This is a genomic window from Liberibacter crescens BT-1 (assembly GCF_000325745.1).
In the GTDB taxonomy this organism is placed as follows: domain Bacteria; phylum Pseudomonadota; class Alphaproteobacteria; order Rhizobiales; family Rhizobiaceae; genus Liberibacter; species Liberibacter crescens.
The window spans coordinates 1,401,650-1,416,123 of sequence record NC_019907.1 but is presented as its reverse complement, the minus strand read 5'-3'; the positions used below and the strand labels follow the sequence as shown (position 1 = coordinate 1,416,123).

Sequence of the window (14,474 nt, the reverse complement as noted above, 5' to 3'; positions counted from 1 at the left end):
CTAAAGAGATAGTGTTTTATCAAGGACTTAAAAATATTAAGTGATGCCATCATTTAAAGTACTTTAATTTCTCTTTAAATAGATTTTTCTTATTTTGTAATATCATTCAACAATTATAGTATTTATTTTATATTAGAATCACTTTGTAGATTAAGTCTTTTACATAACTCTTTACCAACTTTAAAAACAGGCATCCATTTTTCTTCTATAAAGAGTTTTTCACCAGTACGGGGATTTCGAGCTATTCTTGAATGGCAATTTTTAACTGAAAATATACCAAATCCTCTTAATTCGATGCGCTGTCCTAAAGCAAGAGCGCCTGATATTTCGTCTAATACTACATTTACTATATTTTCGATATCAATTTGACGAATATGAGGATTTTTTTCTGCAATTATTTTTACTAATTCAGATTTTATCAAGCTGTCTCCTGTTAAAAAATATAGGCTTATTAAATCATTTATTATTAGGCCAAATAGATAAAACCCCATTCAGAGACAAAGGTGAGTATTGATATGTTTTTAATGTAGATAAAATGATATCATGTGACAGAACAATTAATGAACTCATTACACTTGACATAAATTTTTTATAAATAAGATCAGAATAAGAAGTTGATGGCGACCATTCTACGATTTTCAAATTCTTTTCAACACCTAAAGAATGTAAGGCTTCCAATACTTGCTCTTCTCCTCCTAATCTGTCTACGAGGCCAAGAGCTTTTGCTTGCCGACCAGTAAACACTGCTCCATTGGCTAGATCTAATACTTTATCACGCGGCAAATGTCGCTGTTCACTCACTAGACTTACAAACCATTGGTAGGTATCCTTGACCAAGGATCCAAGCATATCTTTTGATTGTTGACTCGTATTATAGAAAGGAGATGGTTCCCCTTTTATAGGAGAGGATTTTATTGTTTCAAAAGATATTCCAAGCTTATCCAAAAAGGGTTTAATTTGTGGGTATTCAATTATTACACCAATAGAGCCAACAATTGACGTTTCAGCTGAAACAATACTATTTCCAGAACAAGCAATCATATAAGCAGCAGAAGTTGCTAAAGTGCGTATATCAGAAACCACAGGTTTCTTTTTTTTGATTTCCTGGATTGAACGAAATATACTTTCACCTCCGTAGGCTGTTCCTCCTGGTGAAGATATAGATACAACTAATGCTTTGACGTTATTATCTTCAGCAACTTTTTTAAGAACTCTCAATAATTCAGGGTTATCTTCTATGGTTCCAGAGATTGTAACACGTGCTATATGTGGCGGTGTTTTGGCGAAGAATAAAACCCAAGCAATATAACCTACAATTATTAATATTATAGAAATTATAACATGTCGAGTTTTCAACTTTTTACAGCATTTTTTTTCACTCATTGAAGCCATTAGAAATATTACTTTTTGATGTTTATTGTGATAATGTGATATAAAGAAGTTAATATATTACAAATAATTGAACAAGTATAAGCTTAATAATACAGTTAATATATGTATCTATCATGGATAAAATTGTATGTTGAATATACCTAAACTATTTACAAGGGATAACTTTAATTATTGCTATATGCAAGGAAAAAATCATTCAAAACGTGTCAAAAGATTAAGAATTATTTTACCTGTTATGTCTGTAGTATTTTCTATCGGCATATTGTTGCTTTCTATTGAGAATACTCGTTTTTCATTGAGTATACCGTTGGATTTAACAAATATTGATAATAATAAAATTATGATGAAAGGGCCTAAAATATCAGGTTATAATAATGATGGAAGTCATTATACAATGCATGCAGGAAAGGCTTTTTATGATATCAGCAATCCAAATTATGTCATCATGAAGGATATAGAGGCTTCATTGCCAATAAAAAATACTAACAGAGCTCATTTAATCGCAGCTTCAGCAAATTTTGATCGTGTCCAGGATGTTCTTAATATTACAGTTCCATTCACATTAAATCTTGAGAATAACATTCGTATAAATTTTAATTCAGCTACATTTTACATAAAAAAAACTGCTCTAGAAACAAAGAGCCCTCTTTCAGTTTTTTCTTCATATGGTTCAATTTTTGCACAATCTTTTAATACAAAAGATAAAGGGCATGTTATGATTTTTTCTGGTAATGTGAAAATGTTAATTGAACCTCGAGTACTTCAAAAAGAAAAGAATGAAAAAAGGATTCTTAAATGAAAACGAATCGTATATTTTTATGTATGACTATCATAAGTGCAGGGCTCATCATTTTTTCTGAAACTTTTTTTGCTTTAGCAGCACAATCAATGCCTCAGCATATGAAATTCTTAAAACTTGCTGACAATGAAATCATCCAGATTGAAAGTGGCACTTTAGAAGTGCATGATCAAGAAAATAAAGCCTACTTTACTAAAGATGTAAAGGTTGTCCAAGGAACTACTACCTTGCAAGCCGATGAAATGGTTGTTTTATATAGAGATAAAAATTATTTATCAGGGAATGGTATCCGTCGTATAAATATAGCCAGAAACATCTTGATGAAATCAGGTATGCAGCAAGTTACTGCAGAAAAAGGTTTTTTTGACTTCGATACAAAAATATTTGTTCTGACTGGAAAACAAGTAGTTTTAACTCAAGGATCCAATGTATTTATTGGTTGTAAATTTGTTGTGCATACGGACACAGGTGATGCAAAGCTTGACAGTTGCAATAATCGGGTCAAAATTCAGCTTGATCCTAAAAGTTCAAATATGATGTAAATATTTTATAGATTTTAGATAAAGATGTTGTTCCCGTTTTTTAATTCTCCCAAGAGTAATGTTGATTCAAAAACTTATTCTTACAATGTACAACAACCCGAGAACATTTTGGTTGCTGAGTCTCTAAAAAAAACTTACCGCTCTAGGTGTATAGTGAACAATGTTTCTATATCTGTTCGCAAAGGTGAAGTTGTTGGGTTGCTTGGACCTAATGGAGCGGGTAAAACGACTTGTTTTTATATGATAACAGGATTGGTTTCTGTAGATAGTGGTAGAATCACAATTTATGGCAATGATATAACATCAATGCCAATGTATCGGCGGGCGCGTCTTGGTATAGGATATTTACCACAAGAAACTTCGATTTTTCGTGGATTAACTGTAGAGCAAAATATCCTTGCAGTTTTGGAGGTGTATGAAAAAGATAAGAAAAAAAGAGCAGCGAAACTCAATTTACTTTTAGAAGAATTTCATATTATACACCTTCGGTTTTTGCCAGCAATAGCATTATCTGGTGGTGAGCGGCGGCGGTTAGAGATAGCTCGTGCTCTTGCAAATGATCCAACTTTTGTATTGCTTGATGAGCCTTTTGCTGGAGTGGACCCTATTTCTGTTACGGATATACAGAATCTTGTCCATCATCTAACACGACGGGATATAGGTGTGCTTATAACCGATCATAATGTACGTGAGACGTTGAATCTTATTGACAGGGCCTATATTATTTATGAAGGAGCTATATTAGCGCATGGCGCTGTAGATGAGATTATTAATAATAAAGATGTACAGCGTCTTTATCTTGGTCAGGGATTTAACTTCTAAGGATAGAAGTATTATCGTTTTAAAATTGCAAAAAGCGAATATAATCATTTTATTTTTAGTATAAACCATCAGAAATGACTTTAATTCCTTGTATTAAATATTAAAGCAATATATCGTTAAAGTAGTAATAGATATTCAATAACTATATGGATGGTGTTAATAGAGCTTATTGATACAAAGGAGTATAATTTATATAAATAGATATAACAGGATATTATATGTTAAGTTCATTTTTCCCTCAGCCTAAAATTTTTTTTTGGTCTTTATTTTTTTGGAGTGCTTTTTGTGTATTTATTTGGTTTTTATGTTTTAAAGGTATAGAACCAACAGTTATAAATCATATTTTTGGAACACATTTCAATAGCTTAGAGAAAACACCTATTATCGGTGTAAAAGCTTTGTTTACTTTCCCTTTAATATGTTTTTATATTTATTTTTTTGTTGTTGTTGGGATTTTTTATATTTTTTGGGGTATCTATTCTCCGCATTCTTTTCAAGTATGGTCAATATTTGGTTCCTCTTGTATAATATTTAGTACTTTTATTCAGGTTGAGCTTAGTGTTGTTATAAATGCTTGGTATGGGCCATTTTGGGATTTGATACAGAGTGCTGTAAGTAAGCCTGGTTCTGTGAAGTTATCTGAATTTTATTCATCAATGTGGACAATTGTTGAAGTTCTTCTTTTAATGGTTCTTCTTAATACGATTACTTCCTTTTTAGTAAGCCATTATATTTTTCGTTGGCGTAATGCTATGAGTGATTATTACTTGAAAAATTGGTCATTTCTCCGGGAGATTGAAGGGGCTTCTCAACGGATACAAGAAGATACAATGCGTTTTTCTATGATCGTTGAAGGATTGGCTATTGATTTCGTTGAGAATATAATGACATTGATTGCTTTTACGCCTATATTTATCATGTTGTCAAAGCATGTAATGGAGTTACCTATTATTGGTATAATTCCATATCCTCTTTTATTTGTTGCTGTTTTTTGGTCTCTTTTTGGTACTGTCATTTTATTTTTAGTTGGATGGAAATTGCCAGGACTTGGGTTTAAGAACCAAAAGGTTGAGGCAGCATTCCGGAAAGAACTGGTATATGGTGAAGATGATTCAATGCGTGCATCACCAGAAATCACAAGAAAATTATTTAATGATATAAGAAAAAATTATTTAATGATGTATTTTCATTATCTTTATTTTAATGTCGTTAAGTATTTATATCTGCAGTTAGATGTAATAATTCCTTATGTGGTTCTTGGTCCAACAATTATTTCAGGAAAGGTATCCTTGGGAATTATAACACAAATAATGAGTGCGTTTTCTAAAGTTCGATCATCCTTTCAATATCTTGTGTCGTCTTGGTCTACAATTATAGAGCTTATTTCTATCTATAAAAGATTGAGTAGTTTTGAAAAAACATTAGAAAACAAAACAAGTCATTAAACAAGTTTTTGAGAGAAAAAAGCTTTTTATGATGTTTTATATTTCTTACGTTTGTAAGATTATATAAAAATTTCTTTGAATAAAGAAGGTTTTTAGAGAAAAAAAGGGACACACAAAAAGGTGTCCCACGCGTTATAAAAATTTATTTTTAAAATTTATTTTTAAAATTTAGACCTGTTTAGAAATACTAATAAAGTGTATTCCTTACGTTATAAAAATTTATTTTTAAAATTTATTTTTAAAAAATGTACCTTAAGTTAGTGTTCCTAATGAACAAATGATTATTCTTAATATCTATAAAAGAAACTAAAGCCTTCAGAAAACTCTAAAACTGTATGCTTTTAAAGAACAAAAATAACTGAAAGAATATATTAAACATCTAATAAAAATAAACTTAAAATATAAAAATTGCTCCTAGCTTACTTTGTAAATTTAAAAATAAACTACAAGCTTTATATAAAAACCTCCACAATATTAAAAAACAATTTTTAAAATTTAAAACAAACACTAAAATATAAAGAAACGCACATGTAATCCTTTAATGGCAGGAGTATGCCTCAATTTTGGTAAAACAGGAAGACTTTAAACGAAAATCAGCTATGCGAAATTGCATTCCTGGAAATATTATCCATATTCAAGTATTATCAAATGCAGTTTTTAAAATGATGAGATCATGCCAAGCAAGTTTTTTACTGAGAGGAGAGATGAAGAGTTCTTGAGGATGCAATGTAGATAATGTTGGAATTTTTTTTCCTGCTATATAAATTTCAGACCATTTATTGCGATTGGCGTGGAGAAGACAATCTTTTCCAAAAAAGAATTGAGAAGAAGAATTCCCGAGCAAGAGAATAAAGCGTGGAGATACTAGCTCAATTTGACGTTCTATGAATGGACGGCATGCTTCTATTTCTATATTTTCTAGTTTTCTGTTTCCTGTTGGACACCAAGGAATAATCATTGAAACACATATTTTTTGCCGTACAAGCCCAATAGACTTAAGCATTTGATCTAACATATGTCCGGCTTTACCAGAAAAAGCTTTTCCACGTTTTTCATCCTCTCTGCTAGGTGTATAGCCTATGACCATAAGGCCACTTTCTTCTCCTGTTTGATGCGCGCAGATAGTAGAAAGAGTATTATTTTTTAGCACAAGACTATTAAAAGAAGAGATACCCGATTTCAGTTGAATTAACGTCAAAGATTTTTTGGCCACTGATTGTGCTTTTTCGATGATACCAGAATCTAAAAAGGGTAAAGTTGTTGTTTTTGATTCAATATATTTTGGAAGTGAAACATTCTTTGTTGGCATGTAAGCTTCGTGAAGCTTTATAGATTTTTTTAATTTTTCCGGTTCGAATACCCAATTTACACCTGCTTCAGCATAAAAAAGTGCAATAGTTATAAGTTGTTTTTGAGATAGCTTATGTGTAGATAACATGTCTTTAGACTTATCTAGTTAAGAAGAATTTAAACGAATTCTATAACTGTAACAGTTTTCTTTATTTATTTAAATGTTTGCTGTAAAATAGTCGTTTATTGTATAGGAGTATCACTGTTTTTTTCTCGGATAAAACTTTCAAAACCAATTTTATTAAGAGTCTTAAGAAAAGGCTCTGAAGGAAGTTCTTCTATATTTGCCATATGTCCGATATCCCATACTCCTTTAGCTATTAAAATCGCAGCAGCTGTTGCAGGAACTCCAGCAGTGTAAGATATACCTTGACTTCCTACTTCTACATAGGCTGTTTTATGATCAGATATATTATAGAGAAATATTTCTCGCTCAGCATCATTTTTTTTGCCTTTTATAAAAGTGCCTATACATATTTTACCTTCATAGTTTTCTGCCAGGGAAGAAGGGTCAGGCAAAACAGCCTTAACTAGTTTAAGAGGTACAATTTCTAATCCTTCGGCAGTTGTAATTTTTTGTTCAGAAAGCAGACCAAGGTTTTTTAGGACCTGAAAAACATTGATGTAATGCTCACTAAATCCCATCCAGAAACGTACATTAGCTCCATCCATATTCTTAAATAAAGAATGAATCTCATCATGACCGCTTAAATAGACTTTTCGTTTACCAATAACAGGGAGCTCATATTCTTTACTGACTTCAAACATCTTATTGGTGCACCATTGATTATTTTGCCAGCTATAAACTACGCCTGTAAATTCACGAAAATTTATCTCTGGATCAAAATTGGTTGCAAAATACCTATCGTGTTTCCCAGCATTAACATCTACAATATCAATATCTGTTATCGTGTCAAAATATTTGTCTTTTGCAAAACGGGCATATGCATTGACAACACCAGGATCAGCGCCGGCACCAAGAAGAGCTGTAATTTTCTTGGTGCGACATTCATCTGAAAGTTTCCATTCATAGTTATTGTACCAAGGAGGAGTTTCACAAATCTTATAAGGTTCTTCATGAATAGCAGTATCAATATATGCTACGTTCGTATCAATACAAGCACGCAATACTGACATGTTAAGAAAGGCTGAACCGACATTTATAACAATTTGGGATTTTGTTTTCTTGATGAGCTCTTTAGTAGCTTCTATGTTTAAGGCATCTAATGTATGGGTTTTGATTACGTTGTCAATTTTTATAGATTTTTTCTGATAAATGCTTTCAACAATTTTAGAACACTTTTCTAAGGTACGTGAAGCAATATTTATATTCCCGAGAATATCATTATTCTGTGCGCATTTATGTGCTACTACATGTGCTATTCCTCCAGCACCAATAATCAAAACATTTTTTTTCATGTATGTGTAAGCCTTTTTTCCACTATGCGTATGTAAATTAAGAACGGTATACTTCAAGAAATGCTATAAAGATAATCATTGTAAGTAAAATCACGCAATATATGCAAATTACCATCTATTTCCTTGAGAACAATTGCGGGCATCTTTACGCCATTAAACCAATTTTTTTTAACGATGCTATAACCTGCAGCATCTTGAATAGAAAGTCTGTCTCCTATTTGTAAGGGATTTTCAAAGTTGAATGTACCAAAAATATCGCCAGCAAGACATGATTTTCCGCATATCATAGTACGATAAGGTCCAGTGTTTGGTAATACCTTGGCGCTTTGGTTATATATCAGAAGATCCAGCATATGTGCCTCTACAGACGAATTGACAATCGCAAGATTTTGTCCATTAAAAAATGTATCAAGAACTGTAACCTCTAAAGTGGTGGTTTCAGTTATAACTGCTTCTCCAGGTTCAAGATATATTTGTATATCATATTTTTGTGAAAATTCTTTCAAACGATTACAGAAGAGTTCTATTGGGTAATTACTATCTGTGAAATGGATTCCTCCACCTAAACTAACCCAGTCGACACAAGAAATAAAATTCCCAAATGTCTTTTCAATATTATTGAGCATTTTATTGAATATAGGGAAGGATCGATTTTCGCAGTTATTATGAAACATTAAACCATTGACACCATCTATAGCAGTTTTTATTCGCTCAATATCCCATTCCCCTAAACGGCTAAATGGACGATTGGGGTCAGATAGAGTGAAATCGGAATAAGACATAGAAGGATTTATTCGTAAACCAATACTTTTCCCTGAAAGTTGAGCCTTTTCTTTAAATTGATTCAGTTGAGAGATGGTATTGAATATAATCTTGTCGCAATATAGAAGAACTTCGTCAATTTCGGTATTACTATAGGCCACACTATATGCATGGGTTTCTCCTCCAAATTTTTCATACCCTAGTCGTACTTCATATAAAGATGAAGATGTTGTACCGTCTAGATATTTTTTCATAACGTCAAACACGCCCCATGAAGCAAAGCACTTTAACGCAAGAAGTACCTTAACACCGGATTGCTCACGTATATGTAAAATTTTTTCTAAGTTTTTAAGAAGACTTAGTTTATCAATTAGATAATAAGGTGTTGGAATCATGTCATATATTTGTATAATTGTTTTGAAAACATATCTGAAATTTTAGAATTTCAGAGAAAAAGGTCTTAAACCATATTTATATTTTAAACCGTAAACAAGTGTATTTCTAATCATTATTATAATTTCTTTTCATTAAGAGCTACTTTTTTCTGAATTGAGATCTTTATATCCTATAATACATTATAATTAGGTTTTTATTTTTGGGAAGAAAAATTTAAATATGTTGCTTTTATAAGCTATAAGCAAAATTCTCAGGATTTTTTAGGTTTTGGGCTTGTGTTTTGGAGTATGAATACCAAGATCTATTTACAAGAAGTAAGATTTATCCTCCTTTTTTGTGGATAAGGTGGATAAAGAGTAATTTTATGCAGTTTACTAATGTGATATATAAAACCCGTGAGGATCTTCCTAGCGTGATACCGGTGTTTCCTGTTCTAGGCATGTTATTGTTGCCAGGAGGTACTTTGTCGATTAATATCTTCGAAACTTTTTGTGTAACGATGGTTGATTCTGTTCTTGCAGGTAATCGTTTGGTGGGGTTGATACAGCCGGAAATTTGCAATCTTCATGTAAAAGCTCAAGAGCAGTATTTGTCTCAGATTGGTTGTATAGGGCGTATTACTGCTTTTGCTGAAACAGGAGATGGTGGCTATATCATTACTCTCACAGGTATTTGTCGCTTTCGATTATTGGAAGAGGCATATCAATTAAATCCTTGGCGTTGTTTTTATATTGCTCCGTTTGTTGCGGATCTTGAAGCCGAAGAAGATAGCGGTGTAGACCGTGTGGCTTTATTAAAAGTTTTTCGTAACTATCTTTTGGCAAATAATTTAGATGCTGATTGGGAAAGTGTTGAGAAAGCAAGTAATGTAGGTTTAGTAAACTCGCTTTCTATGATGTCAGTATTCAGCGCTGCTGAGAAACAGGCACTGCTGGAAGCCCCTGATTTTAGAACACGTGCACGAATACTAATTGCTATTATGCAGATAACTCTTGCACATAATTCTTATGGTTATAAGAAGTATTTACAATAGAGGTGATGAAGATGGATAACGATATTAGTACAATTGATCCAAAGCTATTAGAGCTTTTAGTATGTCCTGTGACAAGGGCTAATCTTATGTTATCAGCTGACGGTAAAGAGCTTATTTCAGAGAACGCATCCCTTGCATATCCAATTCGCAAAGGTATTCCTATTCTGCTTGCATCAGAAGCTCGTAAAAATTGAAAAATAAAATAGCCTGTTTGAAGAGAAGTTAGTCTATTACGTATTCTTTGCTGTGAAGGCTATGTTTTTATATCTTTTTTATAGAATTGAAATTCCTCTCTTCAAATTTAAGGAGGTAAAGTTATTAAACAAGATGCAATCATAGGGATTTTAAATACAGTTCTCGTAATTAGAGTGCACTAAAAACACGTTAATTTAAGTCATTTTTTGATTACTTAAATTAAGTATTATTATCAATTTAAAGGAAATTTTATTTTACAGTGTTTGGTATTATTTCATTGCTTTCGCAGTTTGGATTGCAGGAAAATACTTCACGTTTTGTTTGGCGGTAAATTCGTACAGTGTTATTCTCGGATACCGTTACAATAACAGTTTTATCTATTACAATATTTCCCTCTTTATCAAGTATTACGAGGTTAGTGCTCCCATAATTTTTAGTTGTGAGTACTATCGTTTGCGGGTCTGTTTCTATGGCATCTAAAACTCTTACATCACCGATAATTACTTTTGAAATAGGCATATCGAATTTAATTATTTTAGATTCACCCATTGGTATATGAATTTGATTTTTGTTTTCAGCTAGAGCAGGGTTTATATAAAAAATAATATACGTAGCAAAAATTATAATGGTCATTATAAATTTCATTGAATTGGACCTCAAAATTTTAGAGTAAATATTTTTATTTATTATAGTATTTGATATATTAAATACTCATTAATAAATTAAAATTTTAAAAAATTACTTGATTATGATAAAAAAAATTTTTGTATGTGTATTGCAAAAAAACACTACCTGCATTGCTTATCTGAAAATTGACAGCAATCCATGTTGACATATACGCTACGTTTATCTAAATTTTTATTTATTATTTTTTTTAAAAGTAAAGGATTTTATATATGTTAGATTTTTTAAAGGTTTTTATAAAGATGAATCTGGAGCCACAGCTATAGAATATGGTTTGATTGCTGCTCTTGTTTCAGTCGCCTTAATTGCTGGTGCAACAGCTCTAGGGAATTCTATAAGCAACACAATCAAGAAACTTGCTAAAAAAATGAATGTTTCAAGTGCTATTAAACCATAAGTCAAAAATATCCATCATAGAACCGCATAAGGGTCTTTAGTGGCGATAATTCAGCAATTTTTTCTTGATATATTGTGACATTAGAGCTGTAGATTTAGGAATAAATCTACAGCTTATTTTTTTGTGTATCTTTGTTGGTATTTGATTATTTTGAAAATTTTTATTGTTTTTGTTCATTAGATTTGAAGTTTTTCATAGTATTATTTTTTATATTGATAGAACAAGTTTATATATCTTCTAATGAATATTCTTTGTTTTATAAAAAACAACTTTTTTTAAAATTTTTTTCTTTAAGAAATACAATATAGGAATTATTTTATGAGTTTTAATCTTTTACAGGTTTTTTTCAGAGATGAATCTGGAGCCACGGCTATAGAATATGGTTTGATTGCTGCTCTTGTTTCAGTTGCCTTAATTGCTGGTGCAACAGCTCTAGGTGGGGCTATAAACAATAACTTTAATCTTCTTGCTGCAAAGATGAATAATGCAAGTTCAAAATATCCATCATAGAACCGCATAAGGGTCTTTAGTTGCGATAATTCAGCAATTTTTTCTTGATATATTGTGACATTAGAGCTGTAGATTTAGGAATAAATCTACAGCTTATTTTTTTGTGTATCTTTGTTGGGATTTGATTATTTTGAAAATTTTTATTGTTTCTGTTCATTAGATTTGAAGTTTTTCATAGTATTATTTTTTATGTTGATAGAACAAGTTTATATATCTTCTAATGAAGATTCTTTGTTTTATAAAAAACAACTTTTTTCTTTAAGAAATACAATGTAGGAAGAATTTTATGAGTTTTAATATTTTACAGGTTTTTTTTAAAGATGAATCTGGAGCCACGGCCATAGAATATGTTTTTCTAACCAGTTTGGTTGCTATGGCAATGATTCTTGTATTAACTAAGACTACACAATCTATCAACAATAATTTTAATGTGATTATTTCAGCTATGAATACTGTAAATTAAACTGGAATAGGGTAAAGTTTTATTGAATGTATGTATATTATGAGAAGTTATAATTTTCTTCTCAAGAGTTATTTTAATTAAAGTATTATATCTTTATTGTATCTTTAATGTTAAGATAATAAATATGTTGGGTAATAGATCAGGAGAACAAGTTGTTATAACTTTAATGTTTAGTGCACAATAAAGGCAACAATTTTGTTGCTCCTGATATAATATATTAGTTCCTTTCTAAGTGTAATATTGGTTGAACTGGATTTTATTTAGCTGGTGATAGGGGTAGCGTTGTTAACTTATTACCGATATTGTTAAACAGTGTACCAATGCTTTGTGCTAGGGTACTTGCTGCAGCAATTAAAGCTAATGAAATAAGGGCAATAAGCATGGCATATTCTATAGCAACAGCTCCAGATTGATCGTGTATAAAACGGTGTATGATATTTTTCATTTCTTGTTTCCTTTAATTTGAACATAACTAATCTATCCTTTTGGCCATAAGAGGATAATTTGGCTGTGTTATCTAAATTGAGATAATTAATTATTCTAGTTACTAGGCAAGAGATGCAAAGATATCTACCAAAGATAGTAGCTTTCTATTACAAAAGCAATTTTTTGTTTTAAAAACTTTTACTTGATAGAAGTAATACTAATACAACCTTGTAATTATCCTATATAAACGTATTAATTTAAATATAATTAATTTACACATTAAAATTGCAATAAGTAAAAAACTATTAAAAGTATTATTAATAATTTGTAAAAAGCTTCTTATTGAGAAGTTTGCTCTTTGAATTTTTTTGAAATGTTATTTTAAAATTTTAATAAATGAAAAACTGCAGACCTATAATTATAGGCCTACAGTTTGTAAAATTATACAATAATCAATATATTTATGGTTTTACTTTAAAAAGTTGATCCTGTGTATTTAGCTTTTTTGGGGAATCAAAGCTTTGATAATTTTGAGAATTTGCTGTATTTACAACTTTCGCAATGGTATTAAAGTTATTGCTGATTGCTACTCCCATTGATTGTGCTGCAGCAATAACTGCAATAGAAATAACAGCTGCAAGTATAGCATATTCTATAGCAGTAGCTCCACAATTGGCAATTTTACAGCGTATAAACATATCAACCATTTTATCCTCCGCATTGATAATGATAGACTATTTATTATTAAAAAAATTAAACTACTAATAATTTGTATTTTTTAGAAAAACATAATAAACAAGCTATAAAAAGCAATTTAAAATAAAAAGTTTTTAAACAATCATTATATTTATAAAAATGGTTTTAGATATTTTTTGTATTTAAAGGAGCTTTCTAATTATTTAGAATTAATTATTAATTCTATAGCAATTTTGTATATCATGCAATACATGCAATATATGAAGCTTATTTTAAATCTGTATAAATTTTAAGGAATATTTTAATCAGATTGTCTGAATTTTGAGGTTAATAATAATTATAATTTAGTATGAATATACAAGTAAAATTATACATAATTTTTTATTTAAAGTGATCAGGACTTTCCTGAATTTTAGAAAATAATTAATTATTAATGTATAAAATATTTTTGAAAATAAATTTTCATTTGTATTATTTAATATTACTAAGTATAAGAGAAAGTATATTTTATTTTATTTTTTTTTGAAATTATTAAGTATTATATATTTATTTTTATATAGATATAATGTCGATTTCTTTATGTTTTAAAATTTTTTAAAGAAAGGTAGAAGAGTGATTCCTGCTATCGTTTTTCTTGTAGTGCCTTTTTGTTTGGCAGTTGCAGCATTTTCTGATCTTTTTTCTACGACGATCCCTAATCGTGTTTCAGTTGTTTTGTTGGGTTCATTTGTTTTGGTTCTCCCATTTATGAATTTTGAGATTTCGTTAATTGGATTGCATTTTTTGGCAGGCTTTATTTTGTTTTCTTTTTGTTTCTTTTTGTTTGCAATGAATATAATGGGCGGTGGAGATGTAAAGCTTTTAACATCTATGGCTGTATGGTTCGGATGGGATTCATCTCTTGTGGAATTTTTAATTTATGTTTCTATTCTTGGAGGAATTTTGTCCTTGATTGTTGTGTTTCTTAGGTCTCAGCGTTTCTGGATTTCAGTAACAGGTATGCCAATTCCTTCAAGCCTTCTGATCTCTGATAAAATACCTTATGGCTTAGCTATTGCTGTTGCCGGTTTTATATCCTATCCGGACAGCGTTATATTTAAAATAGCACTTAATGGATTAATTAATTAGTATTTAATCAAAAAA

General features: G+C 30.5%; 18 protein-coding genes. 10 read left to right on the top strand and 8 right to left on the bottom strand.

Going from position 1 to position 14,474, the window contains the following annotated elements; genetic code table 11:
• Nucleotides 1–122 precede the first annotated feature (122 nt).
• Together B488_RS06345 and sppA are read right to left on the bottom strand one after the other, a co-directional pair.
• Entirely contained in the window at nucleotides 123–422 is a 300-nt protein-coding gene (locus B488_RS06345) for an integration host factor subunit beta (RefSeq protein ID WP_015273721.1), read from the bottom strand.
• 34 nt (nucleotides 423–456) lie between these two features.
• On the bottom strand, nucleotides 457–1,392 hold the full coding sequence (sppA, locus tag B488_RS06340) for a signal peptide peptidase SppA (RefSeq protein WP_015273720.1): 936 nt from the start codon (nucleotides 1,390–1,392) through the stop codon (nucleotides 457–459).
• Between the two features lie 127 nt (nucleotides 1,393–1,519).
• Between sppA and B488_RS06335 the strand changes: the two genes are divergently transcribed.
• The 4 genes from B488_RS06335 (at nucleotide 1,520) to sbmA (ending at nucleotide 5,000) form a co-directional block, all read left to right on the top strand.
• Nucleotides 1,520–2,191: a hypothetical protein gene (locus tag B488_RS06335; RefSeq protein WP_144049218.1), complete on the top strand. Its 672-nt coding sequence runs from the start codon at nucleotides 1,520–1,522 to the stop codon at nucleotides 2,189–2,191.
• Nucleotides 2,188–2,733: an LptA/OstA family protein gene (locus tag B488_RS06330; protein ID WP_015273718.1), complete on the top strand. Its 546-nt coding sequence runs from the start codon at nucleotides 2,188–2,190 to the stop codon at nucleotides 2,731–2,733. Before B488_RS06335 ends, B488_RS06330 begins: the two co-directional genes overlap by 4 nt.
• 24 nt (nucleotides 2,734–2,757) lie before the next feature.
• Nucleotides 2,758–3,555: an LPS export ABC transporter ATP-binding protein gene (lptB, locus tag B488_RS06325; RefSeq protein WP_041770810.1), complete on the top strand. Its 798-nt coding sequence runs from the start codon at nucleotides 2,758–2,760 to the stop codon at nucleotides 3,553–3,555.
• Between the two features lie 218 nt (nucleotides 3,556–3,773).
• Nucleotides 3,774–5,000, top strand: coding sequence for a peptide antibiotic transporter SbmA (gene sbmA / locus B488_RS06320; RefSeq protein WP_015273716.1), 1,227 nt, complete (start codon nucleotides 3,774–3,776; stop codon nucleotides 4,998–5,000).
• A gap of 634 nt (nucleotides 5,001–5,634) precedes the next feature.
• Here the strand turns inward: sbmA and B488_RS06315 are convergent.
• The 3 genes from B488_RS06315 to nspC form a co-directional block, all read right to left on the bottom strand.
• Nucleotides 5,635–6,438, bottom strand: a complete 804-nt coding sequence (locus B488_RS06315; RefSeq protein WP_015273715.1) for a uracil-DNA glycosylase — start codon at nucleotides 6,436–6,438, stop codon at nucleotides 5,635–5,637.
• A gap of 95 nt (nucleotides 6,439–6,533) precedes the next feature.
• Nucleotides 6,534–7,769: a saccharopine dehydrogenase family protein gene (locus tag B488_RS06310; protein WP_015273714.1), complete on the bottom strand. Its 1,236-nt coding sequence runs from the start codon at nucleotides 7,767–7,769 to the stop codon at nucleotides 6,534–6,536.
• A gap of 53 nt (nucleotides 7,770–7,822) precedes the next feature.
• On the bottom strand, nucleotides 7,823–8,926 hold the full coding sequence (gene nspC / locus B488_RS06305) for a carboxynorspermidine decarboxylase (RefSeq protein ID WP_015273713.1): 1,104 nt from the start codon (nucleotides 8,924–8,926) through the stop codon (nucleotides 7,823–7,825).
• Between the two features lie 365 nt (nucleotides 8,927–9,291).
• Between nspC and B488_RS06300 the strand changes: the two genes are divergently transcribed.
• Both B488_RS06300 and B488_RS06295 read left to right on the top strand, forming a co-directional pair.
• Nucleotides 9,292–9,960 (top strand): LON peptidase substrate-binding domain-containing protein, encoded by a 669-nt coding sequence (locus B488_RS06300; RefSeq protein ID WP_015273712.1) that lies wholly within the window; start codon nucleotides 9,292–9,294, stop codon nucleotides 9,958–9,960.
• 11 nt (nucleotides 9,961–9,971) lie between these two features.
• Nucleotides 9,972–10,154 (top strand): Trm112 family protein, encoded by a 183-nt coding sequence (locus B488_RS06295; protein WP_015273711.1) that lies wholly within the window; start codon nucleotides 9,972–9,974, stop codon nucleotides 10,152–10,154.
• Between the two features lie 250 nt (nucleotides 10,155–10,404).
• Here B488_RS06295 and B488_RS06290 read toward each other — a convergent pair whose 3' ends face one another.
• Nucleotides 10,405–10,788: a pilus assembly protein N-terminal domain-containing protein gene (locus B488_RS06290; RefSeq protein ID WP_041771196.1), complete on the bottom strand. Its 384-nt coding sequence runs from the start codon at nucleotides 10,786–10,788 to the stop codon at nucleotides 10,405–10,407.
• A gap of 259 nt (nucleotides 10,789–11,047) precedes the next feature.
• On the opposite strand from B488_RS06290, the gene B488_RS07055 reads away from it, so the two are divergent.
• The 3 genes from B488_RS07055 to B488_RS06280 all read left to right on the top strand — a co-directional run bounded on the left by B488_RS07055 (nucleotide 11,048) and on the right by B488_RS06280 (nucleotide 12,209).
• Nucleotides 11,048–11,236, top strand: coding sequence for a Flp family type IVb pilin (locus B488_RS07055; RefSeq protein WP_081583182.1), 189 nt, complete (start codon nucleotides 11,048–11,050; stop codon nucleotides 11,234–11,236).
• A 318-nt stretch (nucleotides 11,237–11,554) separates the two neighbouring features.
• Nucleotides 11,555–11,746 carry a Flp family type IVb pilin gene (locus B488_RS06285; protein WP_015273709.1) on the top strand — a complete coding sequence of 64 codons (192 nt, stop codon included), beginning with the start codon at nucleotides 11,555–11,557 and terminating at the stop codon, nucleotides 11,744–11,746.
• A 286-nt stretch (nucleotides 11,747–12,032) separates the two neighbouring features.
• Nucleotides 12,033–12,209, top strand: coding sequence for a Flp family type IVb pilin (locus B488_RS06280; RefSeq protein WP_015273707.1), 177 nt, complete (start codon nucleotides 12,033–12,035; stop codon nucleotides 12,207–12,209).
• A 256-nt stretch (nucleotides 12,210–12,465) separates the two neighbouring features.
• Here the strand turns inward: B488_RS06280 and B488_RS06275 are convergent, their stop codons facing one another.
• The gene (locus tag B488_RS06275; protein WP_015273706.1) at nucleotides 12,466–12,654 is read right to left on the bottom strand and encodes a Flp family type IVb pilin; all 189 of its coding nucleotides are present in this window, start codon (nucleotides 12,652–12,654) and stop codon (nucleotides 12,466–12,468) included.
• A gap of 442 nt (nucleotides 12,655–13,096) precedes the next feature.
• A complete protein-coding gene (locus tag B488_RS06270; RefSeq protein ID WP_015273705.1) occupies nucleotides 13,097–13,342 on the bottom strand; it encodes a Flp family type IVb pilin in 246 nt (81 codons plus the stop codon).
• A gap of 601 nt (nucleotides 13,343–13,943) precedes the next feature.
• Between B488_RS06270 and B488_RS06265 the strand changes: the two genes are divergently transcribed.
• Nucleotides 13,944–14,459, top strand: a complete 516-nt coding sequence (locus B488_RS06265) for an A24 family peptidase (RefSeq protein WP_015273703.1) — start codon at nucleotides 13,944–13,946, stop codon at nucleotides 14,457–14,459.
• The last annotated feature ends 15 nt before the right edge of the window (nucleotides 14,460–14,474 follow it).

Coding starts and splice junctions, on each gene's coding strand:
- B488_RS06295 (WP_015273711.1), top strand. CDS start 9,972: ATGGATAACGATATTAGTACAATTGATCCAAAGCTATTAGAGCTTTTA.
- lptB (WP_041770810.1), top strand. CDS start 2,758: ATGTTGTTCCCGTTTTTTAATTCTCCCAAGAGTAATGTTGATTCAAAA.
- B488_RS06315 (WP_015273715.1), bottom strand. CDS start 6,438: ATGTTATCTACACATAAGCTATCTCAAAAACAACTTATAACTATTGCA.
- B488_RS06290 (WP_041771196.1), bottom strand. CDS start 10,788: ATGACCATTATAATTTTTGCTACGTATATTATTTTTTATATAAACCCT.
- nspC (WP_015273713.1), bottom strand. CDS start 8,926: ATGATTCCAACACCTTATTATCTAATTGATAAACTAAGTCTTCTTAAA.
- B488_RS06335 (WP_144049218.1), top strand. CDS start 1,520: ATGTTGAATATACCTAAACTATTTACAAGGGATAACTTTAATTATTGC.
- B488_RS06270 (WP_015273705.1), bottom strand. CDS start 13,342: ATGGTTGATATGTTTATACGCTGTAAAATTGCCAATTGTGGAGCTACT.
- B488_RS06285 (WP_015273709.1), top strand. CDS start 11,555: ATGAGTTTTAATCTTTTACAGGTTTTTTTCAGAGATGAATCTGGAGCC.
- B488_RS06300 (WP_015273712.1), top strand. CDS start 9,292: ATGCAGTTTACTAATGTGATATATAAAACCCGTGAGGATCTTCCTAGC.
- sppA (WP_015273720.1), bottom strand. CDS start 1,392: ATGGCTTCAATGAGTGAAAAAAAATGCTGTAAAAAGTTGAAAACTCGA.
- B488_RS06275 (WP_015273706.1), bottom strand. CDS start 12,654: ATGAAAAATATCATACACCGTTTTATACACGATCAATCTGGAGCTGTT.
- B488_RS06310 (WP_015273714.1), bottom strand. CDS start 7,769: ATGAAAAAAAATGTTTTGATTATTGGTGCTGGAGGAATAGCACATGTA.
- B488_RS06330 (WP_015273718.1), top strand. CDS start 2,188: ATGAAAACGAATCGTATATTTTTATGTATGACTATCATAAGTGCAGGG.
- sbmA (WP_015273716.1), top strand. CDS start 3,774: ATGTTAAGTTCATTTTTCCCTCAGCCTAAAATTTTTTTTTGGTCTTTA.
- B488_RS06280 (WP_015273707.1), top strand. CDS start 12,033: ATGAGTTTTAATATTTTACAGGTTTTTTTTAAAGATGAATCTGGAGCC.